The following is a 23,215-nucleotide window of genomic DNA, read 5'->3' as shown; positions in this document are numbered from 1 at the left end:
CGAAGCGCATCGGCGCCCAAGCGCGCCGCTTCGATGGAGAAATCGCACGATCGGTGCTAAACTACCCCTCTTCGCGAAAGGGGAGCGGATCGGCGATGCGAGCGGACATGACCATCGAGGAGCAACTCGCCTATCTGAAGCGCGGCGTCGTGGATCTGATTCGCGAGGAGGATCTGCGACAGAAGCTGGAGCGCTCGAGAGCGACCGGACGTCCGCTCCGCGTGAAGCTCGGCGCTGATCCAACGGCTCCGGACCTGCATCTCGGCCATACGGTCGTCCTTCGCAAGCTCCGACAGTTTCAGCAACTGGGACACACGGTCATCTTCCTGATCGGAGACTTCACGGGCATGATCGGCGATCCCACGGGACGTTCCATCACGCGTCCGCCGCTCTCGCGCGAGGAGATCGAAGCCAATGCCGAGACGTACAAGCAACAGGTCTTCAAAATCCTCGATCCCGAACGGACGGTGATCGAATTCAACTCCCGATGGCTCGGCGCGCTGCGCAGCGAAGATTGGATTCGCCTGACGGCGAAAGTGACCGTGGCTCAAATCCTCGAACGGGACGACTTTCAAAAGCGCTTGCGCGATGGCTCCCCCATCAGCCTTCACGAGCTGCTGTATCCCGTCGCGCAGGCTTACGACTCGGTCGTGCTACAAGCGGACGTCGAGCTGGGCGGGACGGACCAGAAGTTCAACCTCTTAGTCGGGCGCGATCTCCAACGCGAATTCGGCCAAGAACCACAGGTCATCATGACGGTGCCGCTATTGGTGGGCACCGATGGCGTGCAGAAGATGTCGAAGTCGTATGGCAACTACATCGGCCTCACCGAGCCACCGGAGGAGATGTACGGCAAGCTCATGTCCATCTCGGACGAGCTGATGTGGACGTACTACGAGCTGTTGACCGACGTGCCCGCGGAGGAGCTGGCCCGTTGGCGGGCGGAGGCCGAGACCGGCAGCCTGAATCCGCGCGATGTGAAAGCGCAACTGGCGCGCCGTTTGGTCGCCGAGTTCCATTCCGAAGAGGCCGCCCGTCGCGCCGAGGAGGAGTTCAACCGCGTCTTCCGAGAGCGAGGTCTTCCGAGCGAAATGCCGATCTTTCGCCTCTCGGCCTCCGTGGGCGATCGGGTGGAACTCGCCCGATTGCTCGTGCAGGCGGGCTTGGCGCCCTCCCGACGCGAAGCGCAACGCCTCATCGAACAGGGAGGTGTGCATGTGGACGGCGAGCGCATCGCCGATCCCCGCGCCCATATCGTGGTGCGATCGGAGTTCGTGCTCCAGGTGGGCCGGCGCCGATTCTTGCGCGTCCTCAGCCAAGAGGCGACGGATCCGATGCTCGCATAATTCCACGCAAGGAGGCGACGACGATGGGGAACAAGATCGCCGGAATTCTCTTCCTCACCCTCTTCGTCCTTGGGACGATGCTTCCCCCAACCCACTCGTCACAGCGATCGCCCTCGGACGACAAGCTCTGGGCAGAAGCGTTACGCATCCATCGCGAGGCCATCGTCGTGGACACGCATTCGGACGTGACCTCGCGCATGCTCGACGAAGGCTTCGATATCGGCCGGCGAGCCTCGGACGGCCACATGGACATCCCGCGCATGAAGGAAGGGGGAATTGATGCTCAATTCTTCGCCATTTACGTCGCCGCGCGATACGCCCGCGAGGGAGGAGCGGCTCGCCGCGCGCTCGATATGATTGACGTCGTCTATCGAGCCTTGGAGCGATATCCGAACGAGCTGGAGCTGGCGCTCTCGAGCGAGGACATTCGCCGCATCGCTCGCGCGGGGAAGATCGCCGTCCTCATGGGGATCGAAGGCGGACACGCCATCGAGGACAGTCTGGGCGCGCTCCGCATGTTCTACCGGTTGGGCGTCCGCTATATGACGCTCACACACACGAACACGAACAACTGGGCCGATTCCTCTGGCGATGAGCCGCGTCATAATGGACTCACGGAGTTTGGCCGACAGGTCGTGCGTGAGATGAATCGGCTCGGCATGCTGGTGGACATCTCGCATGTCTCGGACAAGACCTTCTACGACGTCCTGGAGACGACGCGCGCCCCGGTGATCGCCTCGCACTCCTCGGCCCGCGCCTTGACCAACATCCCGCGCAACATGAGCGACGATATGCTGCGCGCCCTCGCCCGAAATGGTGGCGTGGTCATGGTCGCCTTCGGCTCCTTCTTCGTGGATCAAAGCTACGCCGAGGCCCTCGCACAACGTCGCGAGCGGCTTCGCCCGCAATTAGAGGCGTTGCGCGCTCGCTACGCGAACGATCCGGTCCGGCTGCGTCAGGAGACCGAACGACTCTTTCGCGAGCATCCCATTCCGCGTCCTCCGCTCAGCCGCTTGATCGACCATATTGACCACATCGCTAAGGTGGCGGGGATTGATCATGTCGGCCTCGGTTCGGACTTCGATGGCGTGGACAGTCTGCCCGAAGGACTGGACGATTGCTCGAAGTTGCCGCTCATCACCTATGAGCTTCTCAAGCGTGGCTACAGCGAGCGAGACATCAAGAAGATCCTCGGCGAGAACTTCCTGCGCGTCTTCGCCCGCGCCGAAGAGGTGGCCCGCCAAATGCAGCGGGAGTCGCAATGAGGCCAATTCGCCTCCGAAGCGCGAAGGCGGGCGAAATCCCCGTGCGAATAAGGGGGGAGCCTTTCGTCCGGAGATCGAGATCCTTCAAGCGAGGGGAGAAACCGCATGAACTGGCATGCATTCGTGACGACATTCGCTCTCATCTTGCTTGCTGAGATGGGCGATAAGACGCAGTTGACGGCCATCAGCATGGTCTCACGTACGAAATCTCCTCTGGCCGTCTTCCTCGGCGCTTCGTTGGCCATGGCCGTCGTGACGCTCCTCGGGGTTTTGGGGGGAACGCTCCTCACGCGGTATGTCCCGGAAGAGTATCTGCAGAAGATCGCCGCAGCGGCGTTCATCCTCATCGGCCTGGCGATGCTGCTGGGGAAGTGGTGAGACGGCTCAGCGCGAGGGCGCTACATTTTGCGCGCGGCGCGGCGAGACACCTTCATTGCCCTCTCGCCGCGGAGATTTTATAATGAAAGCTTCCGAAAAGCGCGAAGACCACGCGTGAGGCGACCGACGATGAAATCCAAGTATTATCCGCACGAGGTCGAGGCCAAATGGCAAGCCCGATGGGAACAAGAGCGGGTGTTCGAGGTCGAAGCCGATCCCGCGCGTCCAAAGTTCTATTGTTTGGAGATGTTGCCATACCCCTCGGGCCGTCTCCACATGGGCCATGTCCGAAATTACACCATCGGCGACGCCCTCTCTTGGTACAAACGCCTGCAGGGATATAACGTCCTGCACCCGATGGGATGGGATTCGTTCGGGCAACCGGCCGAACAAGCGGCGATCAAGCGGGGGATTCATCCGGCGGTTTGGACTGAGGAGAACATCGCCTACATGCGGCAACAATTGCGTCGGCTGGGGATCAGCTACGACTGGCGCCGCGAGATCGCCAGCCACACGCCCGAATACTATCGGTGGAATCAGTGGTTCTTCCTCAAGATGTACGAGCGCGGGCTCGTCTACCGCAAGCTCTCGCCCGTGAACTGGTGTCCGCAATGCCAAACGGTCCTCTCTAACGAACAAGCGCAAGGAGGATGTTGGCGATGCGGCTCGGCGGTCGAACAGCGGCCGCTCGAACAATGGTTCGTGAAGATCACCGATTATGCCGAGGAGCTGCTGCAGGGCCTGGAGGAACTCGGCGAGGGATGGCCCGAACGCGTGCGCGTCATGCAGCGCAATTGGATTGGCAAGAGCATCGGCGCAACGGTGGACTTCCCTATCGAGGGACGCGATGAGGCGATCTCGATCTTCACGACGCGCATCGACACGATCTATGGCGCCAATGCCGTGCTGCTAGCGCCCGAGCACCCAATGGCTCGACGCCTGGCCGAAGCCTCCGCCGATCGCGATCGCCTACTCGAATTCATCGCTCGCTTGGAGAAGACGGATCGGCGCGTCCGTTCCTCCGAAGAGGCGGAGAAGGAAGGCCTGGCGACCGGCTTTTTCGCTCGCAATCCCTTCAATGGCGAACGCCTCCCCATTTGGATCGCGAACTTCATCCTGATGGAATATGGGACCGGAGCGATCATGTCCGTGCCGGCCCACGATCAGCGGGATTTCGAGTTCTCGCGGAAATACGATCTGCCGATTCGACAAGTGATCGCTCCGCTCGATGAAGAGGGACGCCCGATCCTCTTCGAGGATATGATGCAGGCCTATGAGGGCGAGGGCGTACTCATTCACTCAGGCCCCTTCGACGGCCTCACCTCGGAAGAAGCACGACGTCGCATGACCGAATACGCGAAGCACCACGGGTTCGGGCGGGCGACCATCCACTACCGATTGCGCGATTGGGGCATCTCGCGCCAACGCTATTGGGGCACGCCCGTGCCGATGATCCATTGTGAGCGATGCGGCATCGTCCCCGTGCCGGAGGATCAATTGCCCGTCATCTTGCCGCCGGATGCCCCCTTCACTGGCGAGCGCGGATCTCCGCTTGATCATGTCCCGGAATTCGTCCACACGACCTGCCCGAAATGTCAAGGCCCCGCGCGCCGCGACACGGACACGATGGACACATTCGTGGATTCCTCCTGGTACTACTTCCGCTACTGCGACCCGAAGAACGACAAGGCCCCCTTCGATCCCGAGGTCGTGCGTTATTGGATGCCGGTGGATCAATATATCGGCGGGATCGAGCACGCCATCATGCATCTGCTCTACACACGCTTCTGGTGCAAATTCATGCGCGATCTCGGATTGGTCGAATTCTCCGAACCCGTCACTCGATTGCTCACGCAAGGCATGGTGCTCAACATCGTCACCGAGGGGCCATATGCCGGCCGATGGATGGCGATGTCGAAATCGCTCGGCAACGGCGTGGATCCCGACGACATGATCCAGAAGTATGGGGCCGATACGCTCCGTATCTTCATCCTCTTCGCCGCTCCGCCGGAGAACGAGTTGCAATGGAAAGAGGAAGGCGTGGAGGGCGCCTTCCGCTTCCTCCGCCGTATTCACGCCCTCGTATGGAAATGGCATGAAGTCCTGGCGCGCCGCTTTCCATCGCTCTCCCGACCTGATCCGGAGCAGCTCACGCCCGAGCAGCGCGCGTTGTTCCGGAAGACGCATCAGACGATCAGGGGAGTGACTGAGGACATCGAAGCATATTTCCAGTTCAATACGGCGATCGCGAAGTTGATGGAGCTACTGAATGCCATCGGCGAATTCGAGGCGCGCCTATCGAAAGTGGAAGACGCCACCGAGGCCGACCTCTTCGTCCTCGGCGAGGCGATTCGAGCACTCGTGGTGATGCTGGCTCCTTTCGCGCCACATTTCGCCGAAGAGATGTGGGAAGCGCTCGGCCACACTGAGAGCCTCGCGAAGGCCCGATGGCCAAGCTCCGATCCCCGATGGGCGCAGGCCGAGACGCTGGAGATCCCCGTGCAAGTCAACGGCAAGCTTCGCAGCCGGATCTTCTTGCCCCCGGGAACGCCGCGCGAGGAATACGAGCGCGCCGCTTTGGCCGATCCGCGCGTCCAAGCGTTCATCAATGGGCGAAAAGTCATCAAGATCATCGTCATCCCGGATCGGCTCGTGAACGTCGTCGTGCAGTGATGGAATTGCGCTACCTTGTGAACGCGCGCTCGCAGGGGATGTTCGGATGAAGCGACCCTTGCGGTTTGGGATACTGACGCAGACCCAGTACGCGAGTTGGGAGGAACTTCGCCAGACCTGGCGCCTGCTCGACGATCTGGGATACGACACGGCATGGACGTTCGACCATTTCTTCCCCATCTTCGACGACCCTTCGGGACCGTGTTTGGAGGGATGGGTCACGCTGACGGCGCTCATGATGGAGACCTCGCGTCTTCGCGCGGGCGTGCTCGTCAGTGGAAACACCTACCGGCATCCCGCCGTGCTCGCGAAGATGGCCGCGACGCTCGACCACATCAGCGGAGGGCGCTTGATCCTCGGCTTAGGCGCGGCTTGGTATGAACGAGAGCATGTCGCCTATGGCATTCCTTTCTACACGACGAGCGAACGCATCCGTCGTCTGGGCGAAGCCGCCTATCTCATCAAGCGCCTTTGGACGGAGCCATCGGTGACGTTCGAGGGGCAATTCTACCGATTGCGAGAGGCCTATTGCGAGCCGAAGCCGATTCAGCGTCCACATCCACCGATTATGATCGGCGGCGGAGGCGAGAAGCTCACCTTGCGCGTCGTCGCCGAACACGCCGATCAGTGGAACACGTTCGGCTCGCCGGAGGATTTCCGAAGGAAGATCGCCATCTTGCGCGAACACGGTCGTGCGGTCGGACGCGACACGAGGGAGATCGAAGTCTCCTGGGCCGGCGTCTTGCACGTGACCGATTCGGCGAGCGAGAAAGCGGCCGTCTTGCATGCGCTCGCAAAGGCTTATGGCCAACCTGCGGAAGCCATCGAGCCGACGGTCCTCGTGGGATCGGTGGAGGAGATCGGCGAGCGTCTCCGTCATTACATCGAAGTCGGCGTCACCCACTTCATCGGCGTTCTGAGGGCGCCGTTTCATCACGCCTCGCTCCGTCGCTTCGCCGAAGCGATCATTCCGATAGTGCGCGCCGAGTCCGAAAGGGACGCCCCATGATGAGCGAACGACGCTTCATTCTGAGCGGGATTCTCTTCCTCTCGCTCCTCACGGGGCCGTGCGGGTATCGCCGAGCGCAAATGTCTCTGCCCGATCACATCCGCACGCTCGCGATCCCGGCCTTTCACAATACGAGCGTGCAATATCGCGTCGAGCATCGGTTCACGCAGGCCGTGATCGAGGAATTCCTACGCCGCACTCGACGCGTGCGTATCACCTCCGATCCGGAGCAGGCCGACGCCGTGCTCCTTGGAGACATCCGCGCGCTCACCTACCGCGGCGTGGTCTTGGATGAGCTGGGGCGCGTTCGCGTCTACGAGATCGCCGTCACCGTAGGTGTCACTCTCCGCGATCTCACGCGCCACGCCATTCTCTTCGATCACCCGCGTTTCGTCTTTCGCGGCGAATATGAGATTCCCGAAGGGCCGGAGAGCCTCTTCGCCGAAGAAGGGCCGGCCTTGGATCGCCTCGCGCGGGAATTCGCGCGTAGCCTGGTCTCCCTCATCCTCTCCGGAGCAGGACGATGAAGCGGCTCACTCCTGAAACCTTCCGAAAGGCCATCGAGCGCGGCGAGATCGAACCGCTCTATCTCTTCACCGGATGGCTCCCGGAAGGGATGCGTCGAACGGGCGAGGAGGAACTGTATGCGCCCGAGGCCTACCTTCTCCGCGAGGCCGTGCAGATGCTCATCGCTCGCGCGCTCGATCCGACATCGCGCGCGTTCAACCTCTCGCAGTTCTCCGCTCTGGAGACGCCGATGGCGAAGATCCTCGCGACGGCGCGCGAACTGCCCGCATTCTCATCCCGCCGCGTGGTGATCGTGCGCGATCTCGAGAAGAAATGGCGCGCGCGCGAGGACGCTGAGGAAGCGCGCGATCTCCCGGCTGAACAAACCGCGCTCATCGAGTATCTCAAACATCCCGCTCCCACGACGACGCTCGTCTTCGTCCTGGAACACGTGGATCGCCGACTGACGATCGTCACGGCCCTGTTGAAAGCCTGCACGATCGTCGAATTCCGACGGCTCTCTGAGCGCGAAGCCCTCGAATGGGTGAAGGGATACGTGCGTCGGCAGCAAGCCGTCATCGAGGAAGCCGCCGCGGCTGCGCTCGTCGGACTCGTCGGCTCGGACCTGACGCTGTTGGCTGCTGAGTTGGACAAACTCCTCACGTTCGTCAGCGAGCGTCGGATGATCACCCGTTCGGACGTCGAGTTGCTCGTCGTCCGGCATCGCGAACATTCGAATTTCGAGTTGACGGATTGGATCCTCGCGCGCCGACCGGCAGCGGCCTGGCGCATCCTCCGTCGCCAACTCGCCGCGGGAGAGGAACCGGTGAAATTGCTGGGGGCGATCGCCAGCCTCTACCGACGCATGCTGCTCGCTAAGGAGCTGATGGCGCGTGGAGCGCCGAGCGCAGAGGTCGCGCGCGCTGCGGGATTACCCCCTTCGGCCGCCGGAAAATTCAACGAACAGGTGCGGCGCATTCCCCGAGAGGAGATCCTCGCAGGCCTTCGACACATCGCGCGCACGGACGAAGCCTTGAAGACCTCCGTCGGCCCTCCGGAGGTGCAATTGGAATTGCTCCTCTATCGGCTGTGCGTCCCTTCTGAGGAGGAAGAGCCCGTTTGAAGGCTCACGTGGTCTCTTCGCCGAGAATGAATCGCCGGAGGGCCTGCGCCACACCATCCTCATCATTCGTCCCCGTCACATAGTAGCCGAGCTGCTTCAATTCTTCCTCGGCATTTCCCATCACGACGGCGAGCCCGGCGTAGGCGAGCATCTCCAGATCGTTTCGATTATCTCCGAGGACCATGATCTCCGAGGGGACGATCCCCCAATGGCGCGCGAGGCGATCGAGCGCCGCTGCTTTTGAACATTCGGGCGAGACGACATCCACCAGTGCCACGTCGCGCCGTGGATACTCAGTCCGCCAGACGCGCACGCGCCCGCCGAATTCGCGCTCGATCGCGTCGGCGAACCGAGAGGCTTTCTCCCATCGGTCCACGGTCGTCAGCGCGAGCACGGCGTGATCGGCATATCGCCACAGATCCGGCACCACTTCGGCTGGCCGCCGCCATCGGCTCAGATATCGTCGCATTCGCTCGTTCTCCGGCGCGATCGGTTCGACGACGGCGCGTCCCTCTCCTACAGGATCGTCGAAGACGATGAGGTCCATATCATGAGCGCGAGCCCGAAGGATGACCTCGCGCGCCGTCTCCCGATCCAAGAGGCGCGCATCGAAGACTCGCCCCGTCACCTCCTTCACAAGCGCTCCGTTGTGCAGGATGAGCGGTGTCGTCACGCCCAGTTCCTCGGCGAACGGACGCGCTTGAGGGAAACTCCGTCCTGTGACCAGCACCACGCGTACGCCCCGATCGAGAACGGCGCGAATCGTCGCTCGCGTCACGGGCGAGATCACGTGCGCGGAAGTGAGCAGCGTCCCATCTATGTCAATGGCCACAAGCCGCAACATCGCCAGAGAAAACGTACTCGCGTCTCTTCTCTCCCGTCAAGGATCGTCCTCGCGATGACTCGATCTCGCCCCTTTCCTCAGCGCGCGAGTTGTGCTACGGTCACGTTCGTATGAACGTGACGGCTCTTGTGTGTTCGAAATGCCGGCGCTCGTATCTGCCGGGGCGCGTCTATCAACTTTGCGAGTGTGGCAAACCGCTACTAGTGCAATACGATCTGGAGCGAGCGGCGCGCACGCTCACGCGTTCGGCATTGGCGCATCGCGCGCCGACGCTCTGGCGATATCGCGAAGTTCTCCCCGTAGACGATGAAACGGCGATCGTCTCCCTCGGCGAAGGATTCACGCCACTTCTGGCATGCCCGCGCTTGGCCGCTCGGGTGGGCGTTCGCGCGCTCTTCATCAAAGATGAATCGGCGAATCCGACGGGTACGTTCAAAGCGCGCGGTATGGCTGTGGCCGTCTCCATGGCGCGACAGCTCGGCCTGAAGCGCCTCGCCGTCCCTAGCGCTGGGAATGCGGCCGGTGCACTCGCCGCTTATGCGGCCCGCGCAGGTTTGGACGCTTATGTCTTCATGCCCCGCGACGCGCCCGTGGCGAATCGTCGAGAGGCCGAAGCCTATGGTGCGTGCGTCGTCCTCGTAGATGGCCTCATTACGGATTGCGCGCGACGCCTCGCCGAAGAGAAGGCCAAGCACGGATACTTCGACGTCTCGACGCTCAAGGAACCTTATCGCGTCGAAGGGAAGAAGACGATGGCTTACGAGCTGGTGGAGCAGATGGAGGGAGAGGTGCCGGATGTCCTCCTCTATCCGACTGGCGGGGGAACGGGCCTGATCGGGATGTGGAAGGCCTTCCAGGAGATGGAGGCGCTCGGATGGATCGGCGCCAAGCGACCGCGCTTTTTCGCTGTCCAGGCGAGCGGCTGCGCGCCCATCGTGCGCGCGTTCCTCGAGGGGAAGAGCGAAGCTGAAGAAGTCCATGACGCGCACACGATCGCTTCCGGACTGCGCGTCCCTCGCGCGCTCGGCGATTTCCTCATCCTCGACATCCTCCGCCGCAGCGGGGGTGGCGCCATCGCGGTCGAAGATGGAGAGATTCGAGAGGCGATGCATGAATTGGCTCGCGTGGAAGGCCTCTTCGCCTGTCCGGAAGGAGCGGCATGCCTCCCGGCTTTGAAGAAATTGCTCGCACAGGGCGCGATCCGCCCGGACGAACGCATTGTGCTCTTCAATACGGGTTCCGGCCTGAAGTATCTCGACCTGTGGGAGGCGCCGACTTCCTCGTGAGATCGCCCGATGAGCGCTCCAAGGTTCAGAAATCTCCCCGTTCTCGCGCCCTCTCGTACTCTCGCCGCAGCCGCGCGAGCAATTCCTCGCGACGATCGTAGAGGCGCTTAGGCCGCCGCGGCGGATGCTTCGCCAGCGCATAAGCCGTGAGGATCGGGAGGGCGACCGTCGTATCCAAATAGACGGTGACGGCATCGGGCAATCGGTCAGGATCCACCTTGCCCCAACTCACCGCCTCCGAGGGCGTGGCTCCGGAAAGCCCTCCTGTATCGGGTCGCGCGTCGGTGATCTGCAAGAAATAGTCGTGCCCTCGCTCCTGAATCCCCAACACCTCCTGAAGCTGCGGCTCCGTTTGCAGCAGGAAATTCTTCGGCGATCCGCCACCGAGGATGAGGACGGCGCTCTTGCCATCCGGATAATCGCGCTTAGCCCCGAGCACGATGGCCGCCGTCTCGTTCACGTCGCGCGCGACGTCGAATTTCAAGTGGTTCCCCAAAAGCGCCTTCGCCGCCACATTCATGCCGATCGAGCTGTCCCCGGGCGCCGGCGTGTAAATGGGCACGCCGTACTGATACGCCGCCGAGAGGATGGATTTCGTCCCACGTCCCAGAATCCGCTCGCGCTCATACACATATCGGCCGACGCGATAATGGAACTCGGCCGTCCCCATCTCCCGCTGAAACTCCGGCTGCGAGATGATCTCGTAGTAGAACCGATCGGTCGAGAGCAGGACGTCGTAGTCGAAGAAGATGTCGTAGATGCGCACGATCCCATGCCGCCGTAACTCGACGTCATTGGCGTGAGGCGTCCCGCGATGCATCGTGAGGCCGATGGCGAAGTGAGTGTCATGATAGAGATTGGCGCCCGTAGAGACGATCCAATCCACGAATCCGTGCTCGATGAGCGGGACGATCGCGGACATGCCGAGCCCGGCTGGTGTGAGCGCGCCCGTCAGGCTCATGCCGACGGTCACATTCTCCTCCAACATCTTCTCAACGAAGAGCCGACAAGCCTCATGCAATCGTCCGGCGTTGTACGCGAGGAAATGTTCCTCCACCAACTCCACGATCGTCGTCGTCGCCGTGATCGGCCGAGGATCAATCGCGCGTCCGCGCAAGTAGTGCGTCTTCTTCATCGCTTCCCTCCCACGGATCGCCATCTCCTTGCTGTCGGTCTCGGATCACGTCCCGGTGTACCTCCCTCCGTAGCAGATCTCTTGGAAAAAGCATCGCTGACATCGCCACGTCTCGGTCGTCATCGGAAAATCCTCCGGGCGAGCCAGATTCCGCTCCGGGTCCACAAGCCGCGCCCGCATGCGCGCGATACTCTGCAGAATCTCTTCCTTCGCTTCGATGACCTCCTCCGGCCGCAAGGTGTGCTCCCGGAAGGTCCCATCCTGCAGATAGACCGGGACGATCCGAATTCGATCGTGCGGGATCGCCCACCGCTCCATGGCGTAGAGCGCATAGCACGTGAGCTGCTGAAGATCCTCCGCATCCTCTTGCCCCGATTTCCAGTCGTAGACGTAGAGCTTCTCCTGATGCGCCAAGGCGAAGTCGATCTTGACCCACACTTTCACGCCGTTCAGATGAAACGTCCCGATCCTCTCGATCGCCTTCCACGCCCCGCGATCTACCGAACGAATGAACGCGAAGACCTCCGAAGCCCAAAAGTTCTCCAGACAGCGGAGCACGCGCCCCTTGATCTCCTCGGTTCGCTCCGGCGGCACTTCGATCCCATAATAATGCTCGAAGAGATTCAGACGCCGTTTCGGATCCTGTTCCCACTGCCGGCCCTTCGATTCCTTCCATCCCTCGCGCAAGCGCGATATGGCGCGTGCGCGCAGGTCCTGCTCCGTCACCGGCTTTCGCTCCCATAACCGTCGCAGCGTCCATTCGATCACCGCATGCACGACCTCACCGGCCCACATGTCGAGGTTCTTCATCTTCGTGAATCGGTAGCATTTCCTCGCCAACTCGCTCGCTCCCCACTCCCATCCTCCCCAGAAGGCATAGTGCGCGAGATAGTACATGCGGAGGCAGTCATGAAAGGCCCGATGCCGAGATACGGACCAGGCGAATTCATTCGTGATCTCCGCCATACGCCTTCAAAGTGTAACGGCGCGTTGCGACGCGATGCCAGCCCTCTGGGCGTCGCCCTCGCCTACCCGAAATCCCATCACTGTGCGGCGAGGAGTTCCTCAATGGCCTGCTGAAACTCCGAGAAGCTCTTCGCCCCGCGTATGATCTTCACGACGCGCATCGTGGAGCCGCTCGGGGGCGTGAAACCCAGGAGGAACGTGGGCGTTCCGGTAACGCCGATGCGACTCCCCTCGGCCAGGTCGCGACGAATGCGCGCGGCATATCGGCCACTCTCCAGACACGCTTGAAACCGCGACAGGTCCAAGCGCAATCCTTCGGCGAGACGCCGAAAATCGCCGGCGCTGAGCGCCGCTTGGTCCGCGAAGAGCCGACCGTGCATCTCCCAGAATTTCCCTTGCTCACCCGCGCAATGCGCGGCTTCGGCAGCGCGGAACGCCTGTGGATGAATCGACTCCAGCGGAAAATCCTTGAAGACGTACTGCACCTTTCCCGTACGCACGTATTCCCGCTCGATCTGTGGCCACGTCTCCCGGACGTGCCGCGCGCAAAATGGTCACTGATAATCCGAGAACTCAACGAGCGTCAGACGCGCCGTCGGACGTCCCTGACGCGGGGCCTCAGCGATGTTCACCATCACTTCGCGCGGTTCGGTTGGCGATGCCGTGGGCGCCGGTGCCGTGGCCGTCGGCGGCGCGTTACCTGTGGGCGAGCGTCTCGGCCATTGCGTGTAGAGGATCGCCCCGGCGATCATGGCGCCCGCGAGCAGAATTGAAAGCGGGAGCGCATATGGATTCCCCAATGGCGGTATCTCCTTTTTGCTCATCTCCGTCTCCTCGTGCTCGAAAGGGGAGCCCCCAGGATGCCCGAAATCTCCCGAAGGCCCCCGGCGGTGGGAATGTTTGTGAAGGCGAGGCGCGCTCAGTATAGGAAAGCTTCTCGGCGCTCGTCAAGACCGATCGGAGGACGCGTTCCCCCGCGCGGCGTCCGAGGCGACCGACTCCAAGCGAAGCTGCGTGAGCCGCCGTCCCTCGACCTTCTCCACGATGAACGCCACGCCATTGTGTACCACCCGATCTCCCGGCAAGGGCAGTTTCCCCAGTCGCGTCATCACAAATCCGGCGAGCGTCGTGTACTCGTCCGACTCGGGGACGCTCAGATGCAACCGCCGATTCACTTCCCGCACCGTGACGCTTCCCTCCACAAGGATGGTCCCATCTGGCCTGATGCGAATCCGCTCCTCCTCCAGATCATGTTCATCGGCGATCTCTCCGACCAATTCCTCAAGCACGTCCTCCAGGGTGATGAGGCCCTCGATCGCTCCATATTCGTCCACGACGAGAGCGAGATGGCTCTTCCGCTGCCGCATCTGGCGCAAGACCTCATCCAGAGGGGCGGTGTCCGGCACAAAGAGCGGCCGATGCAACACCGCCTCCAAGCGAAAGCGTTCGGGCTGGCGAAGGTAACGCAAGAGATCTTTCCCATGCAAGATCCCGATGATGTTATCCAACTCTCCGCGATAAACCGGCAGGCGCGAATACCCCGTCTTCTCAAAGACGCGCAGGATCTCCTCGAACGACAGAGAGGCCTCAATGGCCACCATATCCGCACGCGGCCGCATCGCCTCGCGCGCCGTCGTCGTCGTGAAGTTGAAGACGTTGCTGATGAGTTGATGCTCCTCGGCCTCCAGCAATCCCTGCTCGCGACTGAGATTGATCAGATGCTGGATCTCCTCGGCGTACATCCCCCCATGCCCGCGCGAAGGGGGAATACGAAGCAGTCGAACGAGCCCCAATCCCGAACGGTTGAGCAACCGCACGAAGGGGAAGAAAAGACGATAGAACACCGCCATTGGTCGAGCGATGCGCAGCGCGACTTGCGGGGCGCGTTCCAAGGCCAAGGTCTTCGGCGCCAACTCTCCCGCGACGACGTGTAAGAACGTGATGATGGCGAAGGCCAGCGCGATCGCTATCGAATGTACGGCTACCGGGCCGAGCCACGCCGAAGGCGCTCCCACGCGCCCCAAGACATCCGCGGGCAATCCCATCGTCAGGCGCTCCAGCAACGCGGCGATCATGCGCGCTAAAATGGGCTCGCCCAACCACCCGAGCGCCAAGCTTGCGATCGTGATGCCCAATTGCGTGGCCGCGATATAATCGTCCAGATGATCCAGCAGGGGCAACAACACGCGCGCCCGCCGATCGCCCTTGGCCGCTTGCGTCTCCACCCACGAACGTCGCACGGCCACCAGGGCGAATTCCGACGCGACGAAAAACCCATTGGCTAGAACCAAAAAGACAATGAGTCCGAGGCGAAAGAATCCCGCTATGACACTTGAGTCATCCATCATCTCACGTCATCACCCATCCCCCCATTCGACGACGCCCTTCGTGCGCGGTCACGTCCTCGCAGCGAAGGCGCGCGATGCCCGCCCATTCTGATGCTTCAGACACGCCCGCTCCAAGGCCTGATCAATCAGCGGATCCACCTGCCCCACCGAGCGCCGCAGCGATTCCGCCACTTCCGAGACGATCAAATACCGCGCCTTTTCCAGAAGGCGCTTCTCCCGAAACGAAAGCGGCTTGATCGTGTTCAAATAAACGAGCGTCTTCAGCACGTAGGCGATCTCGAAGGGATCGCCCGTCCGCATGCGCTCGGTGAAGTCTTTATACCGCCCCTTCCAATCCATCGGGGGATCCTCGAAATCCTCGGCCAGAATCTGCAGCAGGCGATGACAGCCATCAGGCGTGATGGGCGGACGCAAGCCCACTTCGCGCGCATTGGCCGTCGGCACCATGACGATGGAGTTCGTCGCGATCAGTCGGAGCTGATAGACTTCGCACGTCTGCCCCGTGCAGAGTTCTTGCACACAAATCGCTTCGATGACGCCCAACCCATGGTTTGGATAGACGACCTTTTGCCCGACTTTGAAATCCACGACTACCTCCTTGCTGGCAGAAAGATTGGTGATGGGATACAAGAAGGATCTCCCGCGGTACGAAAAACTTGATCTTGCTCGCGTATCCCACTCATACGCTCATGGTGCACCTGATCTCATCGCTGGCGGGGTTAAATGTAGCACCGACAAAGCCATCGCGTCAAGCCGAGGCGCCGACTTTGCCGAGGTCCTCAGGCAGAGGGGTTTGACGCCCCCACTCGAGCATCCCTATACTGAAGATGCGCCATGCGTATCTTGGCCGTTGATCCGGGGACACGACGCATTGGGCTGGCGCTGTGCGATGAGCTGGGGATCAGCGTGCGCCCCCTTGTGACGTTGGTCGCGCGCGGCGTGGAGCGCGATGCGCGCGCCATTGCCGAAGTCGCCCGTGCGCATCAGGTGCAAGGGATTGTCGTCGGATGGCCACTCAATATGGACGGCACGGTTGGTCCCGCTGCTCGACGGGCTGAGAAGCTGGCGCGTCGTCTGCGCGCGCTCGCGGGTGTGCCCATCTCCTTATGGGATGAACGCCTCACCTCGATCGAAGCGGAGGCGCTGTTGCGCGAGCGAGGCGAGCGTCCTACGCCCGAACGAGTGGATCAAGTGGCCGCGTGCGTGATCCTGCAGGATTTCCTCGCGGCCTTGCGCGCGCATCCCGATCGTCCGTGGGATTGGCCGTGAGCGGCATCGCCCCGACGGAGGGTCTCCGATGATGATCGCGTTTCGCCACACGCTGCGTGCTCTCACTGAGAGGATACGCCGAATCTTTCGACGCCGACCACAGCGCGCGCTGTTTCCCGTGATGGGCCACCAACACGTGCCTCGCGTTCGGCGACGGCGCGATCCCTCTCGCCGATGGCGACGCCGCGCGCTCGGGCTCGCCCTCGCGCTCACGCTCGGGGCGTTCGGCGCCTCCCTCCTCACGCTCGTGATCCCTCGAGAGCACGTCGCGGCCTCGCGTGTGATCACCATCGCGCCCGGAACTGACGCCCGTCGTATCGTGCGAATGCTTCAGGAACACGGTCTGCTCGCTCACCCCCTTCCCGTTCTCGCGTATTTGACGCTCACCGGTCATGGGGCGCGCTTGAAAGCTGGCGATTATCGCTTCCCCTCCCCGATCTCGCCGCTCGAAGTGATCCGCCGACTCGTGCGGGGCGAAGTCGTCACGGAGAAGATCACCATCCCCGAAGGGCTCAATCGCTTCGAGATCGCCGAACTCGTGCGCCGGCTCCCGATTCCCGATGCCGAGCGCGCTCTAGAATTCACCGAGGACGTGAGCCTCATTCGCGATCTCGATCCTCAGGCCGATTCGCTCGAGGGCTATCTCTTCCCCGACACCTATGCCTACGCACCCTCTACCTCGGCGCGCGATCTGATCGCGCGCATGGTTCGCCGATTCCGCGAGGTCTTCACCGAAGAAGATCGAGCGCGCGCCCGGCAACTGGGCTTCACTGTTCGAGAGATCGTCACCTTAGCTTCCCTCATTGAGGAAGAGGCGAAGCTTCCCGAAGAACGCCCCATCATCTCCTCCGTCTTTCACAACCGGTTGCGGCGCGGGATGCGACTCGAATGCGATCCGACGGTTCTCTATGCCGCACTCCTCCAAGGCGAAGATGACGGGACGATCCATCGTTCGGATCTGGCGCGACGCTCGCCCTACAACACGTATCTCTATCCGGGCCTGCCGCCCGGCCCTATCGCCTCGCCCGGACGTGAATCACTTCGAGCCGCTCTCTATCCGGCGCAGACCGATTATCTCTACTTCGTCGTAGACGGCACGCGTCAGGATGGCGCGCACCGATTCGCCCGCACCTTTGCCGAACACCAGGCTAACGTCGTCCTCTATCGCCGAGCGCAAGCTCGCTCCGCCCGTCTTTCCCCTTGACGGGGCTTGATGCAGAAGCTCACTTCTTGGACTGGCGTGCGAGATGACCGTCGCGAGAGGTCGCTCTCGTCCGTTCGAGGGACCGCGCATTCGGCCCGCCTCGCGTGAAGGTTTACATGCCCTCTCCCGGCTGATACAATGTCGCTTTCTTCACCTTCGAGTGGTCGCGCGTGGAGGGAAGCGGACGATGATCGTGATGAAGTTCGGCGGGACCTCCGTCGAAGGAGCGGAGAATTTGCGACGGGTCGCGGAGATCGTCGCCGCGCATCGGAAGCGGCGCCCTATTGTCGTCGTCTCGGCGATGGCGGGGATCACGGATTTGCTGCTGGCGGCGGCATACAGCGCTGCCGCGCGACGCGATCACGAGATGCCGAAGAAGTTGCGCGCGTTTCATGATCGGCACGCGCAGGCGATCTCGGCGGCGATCACCGAGGCGAAAACGCGCGCGCGATTGCTCGCGCTGACGGACCGGTTCACTGAAGAACTCACGCGCATCCTCACGGGCATGAGCTTTCTCGGAGAGGCGACGCCGCGCGCACTGGATGCCGTCGTCTCCTTCGGCGAGCGGTTGCTCGTGGAGATCCTCGCTGGCGTCTTGAGCGAGCGCGGCGTGAGGGCCAAGGCGCTCAATGCCCAGCGCTTCATCATCACCGATGATCGGTTCGGTGCGGCGACTCCGCTCAAAGACCTCACCTATCGGAAGTGCCGGCGCGCGATCCTCCCCCTTGTGAAGCGCGGGGTCATCCCTGTCATCACCGGATTTTTGAGCAGCACGCGGGAGGGGATCCCGACGACGCTCGGCCGGGGGGGATCGGACTATTCCGCAGCGCTCATCGGCGCGGCCGTCGGCGCACGAGAGATTTGGATCTACACCGACGTGGACGGAATCATGACGGCCGATCCTAAGATCGTTCCCGAAGGACGATCATTGACCGAACTGTCCTATCGCGAGGTGGCGGAGCTGGCCTATTTCGGCGCCAAGGTCGTGCATCCCAAGACGGTCTTCCCGGCCATCGAACGCGGCATCCCCCTCCTCATCAAGAACACGTTCAATCCCGCGTTTCCGGGAACGCGCGTCGTGCCGCGCACGATCCCGAGCAATCCCATCGTCAAAGCCATCACCTCGATCGGTCCGCTCACTCTGGTGACGGTCGAGGGAGCGGGCATGCTCGGCGTGCCCGAGATCACGGCGCGCGTCTTCGACACGCTCGCGCGCGAAGGCATCAACGTTCTGCTCATCAGCCAAGCGTCGTCGCAACAGAGCATCTGCTTCGTCGTTCAGCAGAAGGATGCCGAGCGCGTGCGGCGCGCCTTAGAAGAGGAGTTCGCTCGCGAACGCCGGCAGGGCGACATCAACCAGATCGAGAAGCAGAACGGCGTCGCCATCGTGGCCGCGGTCGGCGAAGGGATGCGGGGCACGCCCGGTGTGGCCGGGCGCTTGTTCTCCGCCCTCGGGCGCGAAGGCATCAACATCATCGCCATTGCGCAAGGGTCATCCGAACGCAATATCTCCTTCGTCGTCAGCGAGCGCGATCGTGCATCGGCCGTTCGCGCCATCCACAGGGAGTTCATCCAATGAGCGCGGAAAAGATTCCCGTCGGCATCCTCGGGGCGACCGGCGTCGTCGGACAACGCTTGATCGCGCTTCTGGAGCATCACCCTTGGTTTGAAGTGACGGAGGTGGCGGCATCGGATCGTTCGATCGGAGCGCGATATGAGGATGTCGTGCACTGGCTCTTGCCGTCGCCGATTCCCGAGCGGGTGCGACGGCTCGTCGTGAAGGAATGCACGCCTCCGCTCGCGTGTCGGCTCGTCTTCTCGGCGTTGCCCGCCGATGTCGCGGCGCGCGTGGAGCCGGAATTCGCGCGAGCCGGATACATCGTTTGCAGCAATGCGAGTGCTCATCGGCTCGAACCAGATGTCCCGCTTCTCATCCCCGAAGTCAATCCCGAACACACGCAAGCGCTGGTCTATCAGCGCCGACGGCGCGGGTGGGAGCGCGGTTTCATCGTGACCAACCCCAATTGTTCGACGACTCATCTGACGCTCGTCCTCAAACCCCTCATGGACCGCTTCGGCCTGCGGCAGGTCATGGTCACGACGTTGCAAGCGCTCTCGGGCGCTGGGTATCCGGGCGTCACATCGCTCGACATCGTGGACAACGTCATCCCGTTCATCAAGGACGAGGAGGAGAAGCTGGAGACGGAGACGCGAAAGCTGCTCGGCCGATGGGGTGATGAGGCGTTCGAGTTCGCTCCCCTTCGCATCAGCGCGCAGTGCAATCGCGTGCCGACGCTCGATGGGCATCTGGAATGCGTCTCGCTCGCTTTCGAGCGTACGCCGACGCGGGAGGAGATCATCGAAGCCCTCGCTTCCTTCACATCCGTCCCACAACACCTCAACCTCCCGACGGCTCCGGCCCGTCCGATCGTCGTGCGCGAAGAAGTGGATCGGCCGCAGCCACGTCTCGATCGCGACGTCGAACGCGGTATGGCCTCGGTCGTCGGGCGCATTCGTCCCTGCCCGATCCTCGAATACAAGATGGTCATCCTCGGACACAACACGATCCGTGGAGCTGCTGGAGCTGCTGTGCTCAACGCGGAATTGCTCGTCGCTCAGGGATGGCTCTCATGACCGAGGTGGGCATGGGCCCACCTACGGTATAATGGAGTCATGCGGATCGAGAAGCTTCGCGAGAAGCTCGCGGCTTTGGCCTCTTCTGGTGAAGAGGCCGAAGACTGGCCCCTTCAGGCAGCTGTCGCCCTCCTTCTGCGAGAGACCGGCGAGGATTGGGAAGTGTTGCTCATCAAGCGCGTTGAGGATGCACGCGATCCATGGTCCGGACACATCGCGCTGCCAGGAGGCCGCCGCGATCCCGAAGATCGCACGCTCTGGGAAACGGCCGTACGCGAGACGCATGAGGAGGTCGGCATTGATCTGGAGCGGGAGGGTGAACTCTTGGGCCAGTTGACGCCCCTCTCACCGAGCAACCCTCAACTGCCCCCCATTCGCGTGACGCCGCTTGTGATCCTTGTGCGACCGGATGTGAAGGTGACGATCGGCCCAGAAGTCGAGCGCGCATTTTGGATCTCGCTCCGCGTGCTCAAACACCAGGGACGTTCCGCGCGCGTGGAGAAGTTCGTCGAAGGAAAATGGCGCACCTGGCCGGCATATCCATCGCCTCACGGCCCGATTTGGGGGATGACGGAACGCATCCTCACCCAACTGCTTGCGTTGTGGGAGTGACGGCTTCTGTCGCCCTCGGACGATGGAATGCTGGTGAAGATCAACGGCACTCGTCTCCCTGGGAAGCTGAAGCACGCGCCTCCGTCGTTCGCCGAGAGCGAATCTCGCGGATCGTGTAGATCGGCTTCCGTTGCGATTCATAATACGTGCGCATGATGATCTCGCCGATCAACCCGATCGAGATCAATTGCACGCCCGTGATGACGAGCAGCAGCGTGAGCAGGAGCAGCGGACCATGTTGTTGTAAGAGGCTGATGCCGTAGAGGAGCTTCTTCAACGTCAGGTAGCTCCCGATGAGCACGCCGCTCGTCAGCGCGAGAAGCCCCACCGGTCCGAAAAAGTGCAGCGGACGCGTCATGTAGCTGAGCAGGAATTTGATCGTGATGAAATCCAACAGCACGCGGATCGTCCGCGAGAGGCCATATTTGGACTGGCCGCGATAGCGGGGACGAGCGCGCACGGGGATCTCCGTGATCCGCGCGCCCACGAGACTCGCCAGTGCGGGGATGAAGCGATGGAGTTCGCCGTAGAGGCGAATGTTCTTGATGACCTCTCGCCGATACGCCTTGAACGTCGAGCCGAAATCTCGAAGGGGCACGCCCGAAAGGCGCGCCATGATCCAATTAGCGACGCGCGAGGGAAGACGCCGCGTGAGGAAATCCTCGGGGCGATCCTTCCGCCATCCGCTCACAATATCGTATCCCTCCCGCAGCTTCTCCAGGAGTCGCGGGATGTCCTGCGGATCATGGTGCAGATCACCATCCATCGCGATGATGATCTCCCCGCGAGCGAAATCGAAGCCGGCCGCCAAAGCCGCCGTCTGCCCGAAGTTTCGACTCAGGCGCAGGAGGTGCACGTTCGGATCTTCGTGATAGAGCGCCAAGAGGACGGCGTACGTCTCATCACGGCTCCCATCGTCCACGAAGATCACCTCGTACGGTTCGCCGAGCTGCTCCAGCACTGGCCGCAACTCTCGATGAAGTGGCTCGACGTTCTCCGCTTCGTTGTAGAGCGGGATGACGATGGAGTAGGTGGGCGTCAGAGGCTCTCGCGTGGCCGAAGGATATTCGCGACGGACGGGCGTCATCTTCTCGCTCCTCACGAAGAGTCCTTCGGCAGATCGCGTCGGCGCCGCCAGAGCGTGCCCGAGCGCGTGTCCTCCAGGATGATGCCCCGCTCGTAGAGGATCCGCCGAATCTCGTCGGCGCGGGCGTAATCGCGGCGCTCGCGGGCGCGCGCTCGTTCCTCGATGAGCGCGCGCAGCTCGGGATCAAGCGGCTCGGGTTCGATCTCGCCGAGAACGCCGAGGACTTGATCCACGCGGCGTATCCACTCGAGAAGTTGCTGCCGATCGTCCTCGCGGAGAATCCCTTGGGCCAACGCGAGGGTCACCTCGCCGACGAGCGTATGGAGCGCACCGAGCGCTTGCGCCGTGTTCAGATCCTGGTCCATCGCCGCCTCGAACTCGTGGGCCGCGCGTCGCAGAGCGTCAGCCATCGTGGGATTCGATCCCGGCTCGCAGCGCGCTTCGCGCACGCGCCAGAGGAAATCGCGCAGATTCGCCAGCGTCGCTTCAGCAGCTCGCACCCCCTCGAAGGTGAAATTGAGCGGCGTGCGATAGGGGACCGACAGCAGCGCGTAACGAATGGCCATCGGATCGAAGCCGCGCGCCAGCAGATCGCGCAAGGTGTAGAAGTTCCCCCGCGACTTCGCCATCTTCTCTCCCTCGACCAAGAGGAACTCCGTATGCACCCAATATCGGACGAAGGGCTTCCCCGTCGCCGCCTCGCTCTGCGCGATCTCGTTCTCATGATGCGGGAAGATGAGGTCCACGCCCCCGCAGTGGATGTCGAAGGTCTCGCCCAAATACTTCATGGACATGGCCGAGCACTCCAGATGCCAGCCGGGTCGGCCCGGGCCTAATTCCGTCTCCCATCGCGGTTCGTCCGGCTCCTTCGGCGCTTTCCACAACACGAAATCGCGCACATCGGCTTTCTCGTATTCGTCCACATCCACGCGCGCGCCGGGCTTGACTTGATCGGGTCGAATCTTGGCAAGCTTCCCGTATTCCGGGAACGCCGCGATCCGAAAATAGATCGAACCATCGCTTCGGTACGTATACCCTCGCTCTTGCAGGCGCTTCACCAGGGCCACCATCTCCGGAATGTGCTCGGTCGCGCGAGGCATGACTTCGGGCGTCTCCAGATTGAGCGTCCGCATATCGTCGAGGAAGGCGGCGATGTAGCGATCGGTCAGCTCGCGCAAACTCACCCCCTCTGCTTGTGCGCGCCGAATGGTTTTGTCATCCACGTCGGTGAAGTTCATGACGTGGAGGACGCGATACCCCTTGTACTTCAAGTAGCGCCGCAGGATGTCCACCGAGACGAAGGTCCGAAAATTTCCGATGTGGCCGTAGTCGTAGACCGTGAGGCCACAGCTATACATGCGGGCCGTCTCCCCATCGAGGGGGGTGAAGACCTCCAACTCTCCTGACAGCGTGTTCCGCAAGCGCAGCATCTCGAGCGCGCGCTCCGAAATCAGAAAAATACCCCTGCTTCCCCTACACTGTCAACGCGGCGATAGGCGAAGAGGCGCCCGGCGACGATTGACTTCTCG

Annotated in this window: 21 protein-coding genes and 1 pseudogene; 13 read left to right on the top strand and 9 right to left on the bottom strand. The window is 62.2% G+C overall.

The genetic code is table 11. The features are described 5' to 3' along the window. Positions 1–95 precede the first annotated feature (95 nt). From tyrS to holA, 7 genes are all read left to right on the top strand, one after another. A complete protein-coding gene (gene tyrS / locus NZ746_08855) occupies positions 96–1,346 on the top strand; it encodes a tyrosine--tRNA ligase (GenBank protein MCS6817476.1) in 1,251 nt (416 codons plus the stop codon). Between the two features lie 23 nt (positions 1,347–1,369). Next, complete coding sequence (locus tag NZ746_08850) at positions 1,370–2,611, top strand: membrane dipeptidase (GenBank protein MCS6817475.1); 1,242 nt, start codon at positions 1,370–1,372, stop codon at positions 2,609–2,611. Between the two features lie 105 nt (positions 2,612–2,716). Further along, the gene (locus NZ746_08845) at positions 2,717–2,989 is read left to right on the top strand and encodes a TMEM165/GDT1 family protein (protein MCS6817474.1); all 273 of its coding nucleotides are present in this window, start codon (positions 2,717–2,719) and stop codon (positions 2,987–2,989) included. Between the two features lie 129 nt (positions 2,990–3,118). After that, positions 3,119–5,662 carry a leucine--tRNA ligase gene (leuS, locus tag NZ746_08840; protein MCS6817473.1) on the top strand — a complete coding sequence of 848 codons (2,544 nt, stop codon included), beginning with the start codon at positions 3,119–3,121 and terminating at the stop codon, positions 5,660–5,662. Positions 5,663–5,708: 46 nt separating this feature from the next. After that, complete coding sequence (locus NZ746_08835; GenBank protein ID MCS6817472.1) at positions 5,709–6,671, top strand: LLM class F420-dependent oxidoreductase; 963 nt, start codon at positions 5,709–5,711, stop codon at positions 6,669–6,671. Continuing rightward, entirely contained in the window at positions 6,671–7,198 is a 528-nt protein-coding gene (gene lptE / locus NZ746_08830; protein MCS6817471.1) for an LPS assembly lipoprotein LptE, read from the top strand. The genes NZ746_08835 and lptE overlap by 1 nt, the downstream gene beginning before the upstream one ends. Beyond that, on the top strand, positions 7,195–8,301 hold the full coding sequence (gene holA, locus NZ746_08825) for a DNA polymerase III subunit delta (GenBank protein ID MCS6817470.1): 1,107 nt from the start codon (positions 7,195–7,197) through the stop codon (positions 8,299–8,301). Before lptE ends, holA begins: the two co-directional genes overlap by 4 nt. A 4-nt stretch (positions 8,302–8,305) precedes the next feature. Here the strand turns inward: holA and NZ746_08820 are convergent, their stop codons facing one another. Continuing rightward, positions 8,306–9,133: a Cof-type HAD-IIB family hydrolase gene (locus NZ746_08820; GenBank protein ID MCS6817469.1), complete on the bottom strand. Its 828-nt coding sequence runs from the start codon at positions 9,131–9,133 to the stop codon at positions 8,306–8,308. 122 nt (positions 9,134–9,255) lie between these two features. On the opposite strand from NZ746_08820, the gene NZ746_08815 reads away from it, so the two are divergent. Continuing rightward, the gene (locus tag NZ746_08815) at positions 9,256–10,431 is read left to right on the top strand and encodes a threonine synthase (GenBank protein MCS6817468.1); all 1,176 of its coding nucleotides are present in this window, start codon (positions 9,256–9,258) and stop codon (positions 10,429–10,431) included. Between the two features lie 25 nt (positions 10,432–10,456). Here NZ746_08815 and speY read toward each other — a convergent pair whose 3' ends face one another. The 6 genes and pseudogenes from speY to NZ746_08785 form a co-directional block, all read right to left on the bottom strand. Then, positions 10,457–11,566 (bottom strand): deoxyhypusine synthase, encoded by a 1,110-nt coding sequence (gene speY / locus NZ746_08810; GenBank protein MCS6817467.1) that lies wholly within the window; start codon positions 11,564–11,566, stop codon positions 10,457–10,459. Between the two features lie 45 nt (positions 11,567–11,611). Further along, positions 11,612–12,532 (bottom strand): PD-(D/E)XK nuclease family protein, encoded by a 921-nt coding sequence (locus NZ746_08805; GenBank protein ID MCS6817466.1) that lies wholly within the window; start codon positions 12,530–12,532, stop codon positions 11,612–11,614. A gap of 77 nt (positions 12,533–12,609) precedes the next feature. Continuing rightward, positions 12,610–13,068 (bottom strand): annotated as a pseudogene (locus tag NZ746_08800) (DsbA family protein). Positions 13,069–13,086: 18 nt separating this feature from the next. Then, positions 13,087–13,356 (bottom strand): hypothetical protein, encoded by a 270-nt coding sequence (locus NZ746_08795; protein MCS6817465.1) that lies wholly within the window; start codon positions 13,354–13,356, stop codon positions 13,087–13,089. A gap of 123 nt (positions 13,357–13,479) precedes the next feature. After that, positions 13,480–14,877 (bottom strand): hemolysin family protein, encoded by a 1,398-nt coding sequence (locus NZ746_08790; protein ID MCS6817464.1) that lies wholly within the window; start codon positions 14,875–14,877, stop codon positions 13,480–13,482. Between the two features lie 51 nt (positions 14,878–14,928). After that, a complete protein-coding gene (locus NZ746_08785) occupies positions 14,929–15,468 on the bottom strand; it encodes a hypothetical protein (protein ID MCS6817463.1) in 540 nt (179 codons plus the stop codon). A gap of 246 nt (positions 15,469–15,714) precedes the next feature. Here NZ746_08785 and ruvX point away from each other — a divergent pair, with 246 nt between their 5' ends. The 5 genes from ruvX to NZ746_08760 all read left to right on the top strand — a co-directional run bounded on the left by ruvX (position 15,715) and on the right by NZ746_08760 (position 20,599). Beyond that, on the top strand, positions 15,715–16,149 hold the full coding sequence (gene ruvX / locus NZ746_08780) for a Holliday junction resolvase RuvX (protein MCS6817462.1): 435 nt from the start codon (positions 15,715–15,717) through the stop codon (positions 16,147–16,149). A 28-nt stretch (positions 16,150–16,177) separates the two neighbouring features. After that, on the top strand, positions 16,178–17,353 hold the full coding sequence (mltG, locus tag NZ746_08775) for an endolytic transglycosylase MltG (protein ID MCS6817461.1): 1,176 nt from the start codon (positions 16,178–16,180) through the stop codon (positions 17,351–17,353). A gap of 187 nt (positions 17,354–17,540) precedes the next feature. Next, positions 17,541–18,932, top strand: a complete 1,392-nt coding sequence (locus tag NZ746_08770; protein MCS6817460.1) for an aspartate kinase — start codon at positions 17,541–17,543, stop codon at positions 18,930–18,932. Further along, positions 18,929–19,987 carry an aspartate-semialdehyde dehydrogenase gene (gene asd / locus NZ746_08765; GenBank protein MCS6817459.1) on the top strand — a complete coding sequence of 353 codons (1,059 nt, stop codon included), beginning with the start codon at positions 18,929–18,931 and terminating at the stop codon, positions 19,985–19,987. The genes NZ746_08770 and asd overlap by 4 nt, the downstream gene beginning before the upstream one ends. Positions 19,988–20,026: 39 nt before the next feature. Then, positions 20,027–20,599 carry a CoA pyrophosphatase gene (locus NZ746_08760; GenBank protein MCS6817458.1) on the top strand — a complete coding sequence of 191 codons (573 nt, stop codon included), beginning with the start codon at positions 20,027–20,029 and terminating at the stop codon, positions 20,597–20,599. A 40-nt stretch (positions 20,600–20,639) separates the two neighbouring features. On the opposite strand, the gene NZ746_08755 is transcribed toward NZ746_08760, so the two are convergent. Beyond that, positions 20,640–21,686: a glycosyltransferase family 2 protein gene (locus NZ746_08755; protein ID MCS6817457.1), complete on the bottom strand. Its 1,047-nt coding sequence runs from the start codon at positions 21,684–21,686 to the stop codon at positions 20,640–20,642. A gap of 11 nt (positions 21,687–21,697) precedes the next feature. After that, on the bottom strand, positions 21,698–23,116 hold the full coding sequence (cysS, locus tag NZ746_08750; protein MCS6817456.1) for a cysteine--tRNA ligase: 1,419 nt from the start codon (positions 23,114–23,116) through the stop codon (positions 21,698–21,700). Between the last annotated feature and the right edge of the window lie 99 nt (positions 23,117–23,215).

This window comes from Blastocatellia bacterium, assembly GCA_025055075.1.
Lineage (GTDB): Bacteria > Acidobacteriota > Blastocatellia > HR10 > HR10 > HR10.
This window is presented reverse-complemented; position numbering and strand designations above follow the sequence as displayed.

Bases quoted from the DNA above. Each gene is read 5' to 3' on its own strand.
- NZ746_08815 (MCS6817468.1), top strand. From the start codon at position 9,256: ATGAACGTGACGGCTCTTGTGTGTTCGAAATGCCGGCGCTCGTATCTG.
- NZ746_08755 (MCS6817457.1), bottom strand. From the start codon at position 21,686: ATGACGCCCGTCCGTCGCGAATATCCTTCGGCCACGCGAGAGCCTCTG.
- NZ746_08835 (MCS6817472.1), top strand. From the start codon at position 5,709: ATGAAGCGACCCTTGCGGTTTGGGATACTGACGCAGACCCAGTACGCG.
- NZ746_08850 (MCS6817475.1), top strand. From the start codon at position 1,370: ATGGGGAACAAGATCGCCGGAATTCTCTTCCTCACCCTCTTCGTCCTT.
- holA (MCS6817470.1), top strand. From the start codon at position 7,195: ATGAAGCGGCTCACTCCTGAAACCTTCCGAAAGGCCATCGAGCGCGGC.
- speY (MCS6817467.1), bottom strand. From the start codon at position 11,566: ATGAAGAAGACGCACTACTTGCGCGGACGCGCGATTGATCCTCGGCCG.
- NZ746_08770 (MCS6817460.1), top strand. From the start codon at position 17,541: ATGATCGTGATGAAGTTCGGCGGGACCTCCGTCGAAGGAGCGGAGAAT.
- NZ746_08795 (MCS6817465.1), bottom strand. From the start codon at position 13,356: ATGAGCAAAAAGGAGATACCGCCATTGGGGAATCCATATGCGCTCCCG.
- mltG (MCS6817461.1), top strand. From the start codon at position 16,178: ATGATGATCGCGTTTCGCCACACGCTGCGTGCTCTCACTGAGAGGATA.
- NZ746_08805 (MCS6817466.1), bottom strand. From the start codon at position 12,532: ATGGCGGAGATCACGAATGAATTCGCCTGGTCCGTATCTCGGCATCGG.
- ruvX (MCS6817462.1), top strand. From the start codon at position 15,715: ATGCGTATCTTGGCCGTTGATCCGGGGACACGACGCATTGGGCTGGCG.
- leuS (MCS6817473.1), top strand. From the start codon at position 3,119: ATGAAATCCAAGTATTATCCGCACGAGGTCGAGGCCAAATGGCAAGCC.
- asd (MCS6817459.1), top strand. From the start codon at position 18,929: ATGAGCGCGGAAAAGATTCCCGTCGGCATCCTCGGGGCGACCGGCGTC.
- lptE (MCS6817471.1), top strand. From the start codon at position 6,671: ATGAGCGAACGACGCTTCATTCTGAGCGGGATTCTCTTCCTCTCGCTC.
- NZ746_08760 (MCS6817458.1), top strand. From the start codon at position 20,027: ATGCGGATCGAGAAGCTTCGCGAGAAGCTCGCGGCTTTGGCCTCTTCT.
- NZ746_08845 (MCS6817474.1), top strand. From the start codon at position 2,717: ATGAACTGGCATGCATTCGTGACGACATTCGCTCTCATCTTGCTTGCT.
- cysS (MCS6817456.1), bottom strand. From the start codon at position 23,116: ATGCTGCGCTTGCGGAACACGCTGTCAGGAGAGTTGGAGGTCTTCACC.
- tyrS (MCS6817476.1), top strand. From the start codon at position 96: ATGCGAGCGGACATGACCATCGAGGAGCAACTCGCCTATCTGAAGCGC.
- NZ746_08790 (MCS6817464.1), bottom strand. From the start codon at position 14,877: ATGGATGACTCAAGTGTCATAGCGGGATTCTTTCGCCTCGGACTCATT.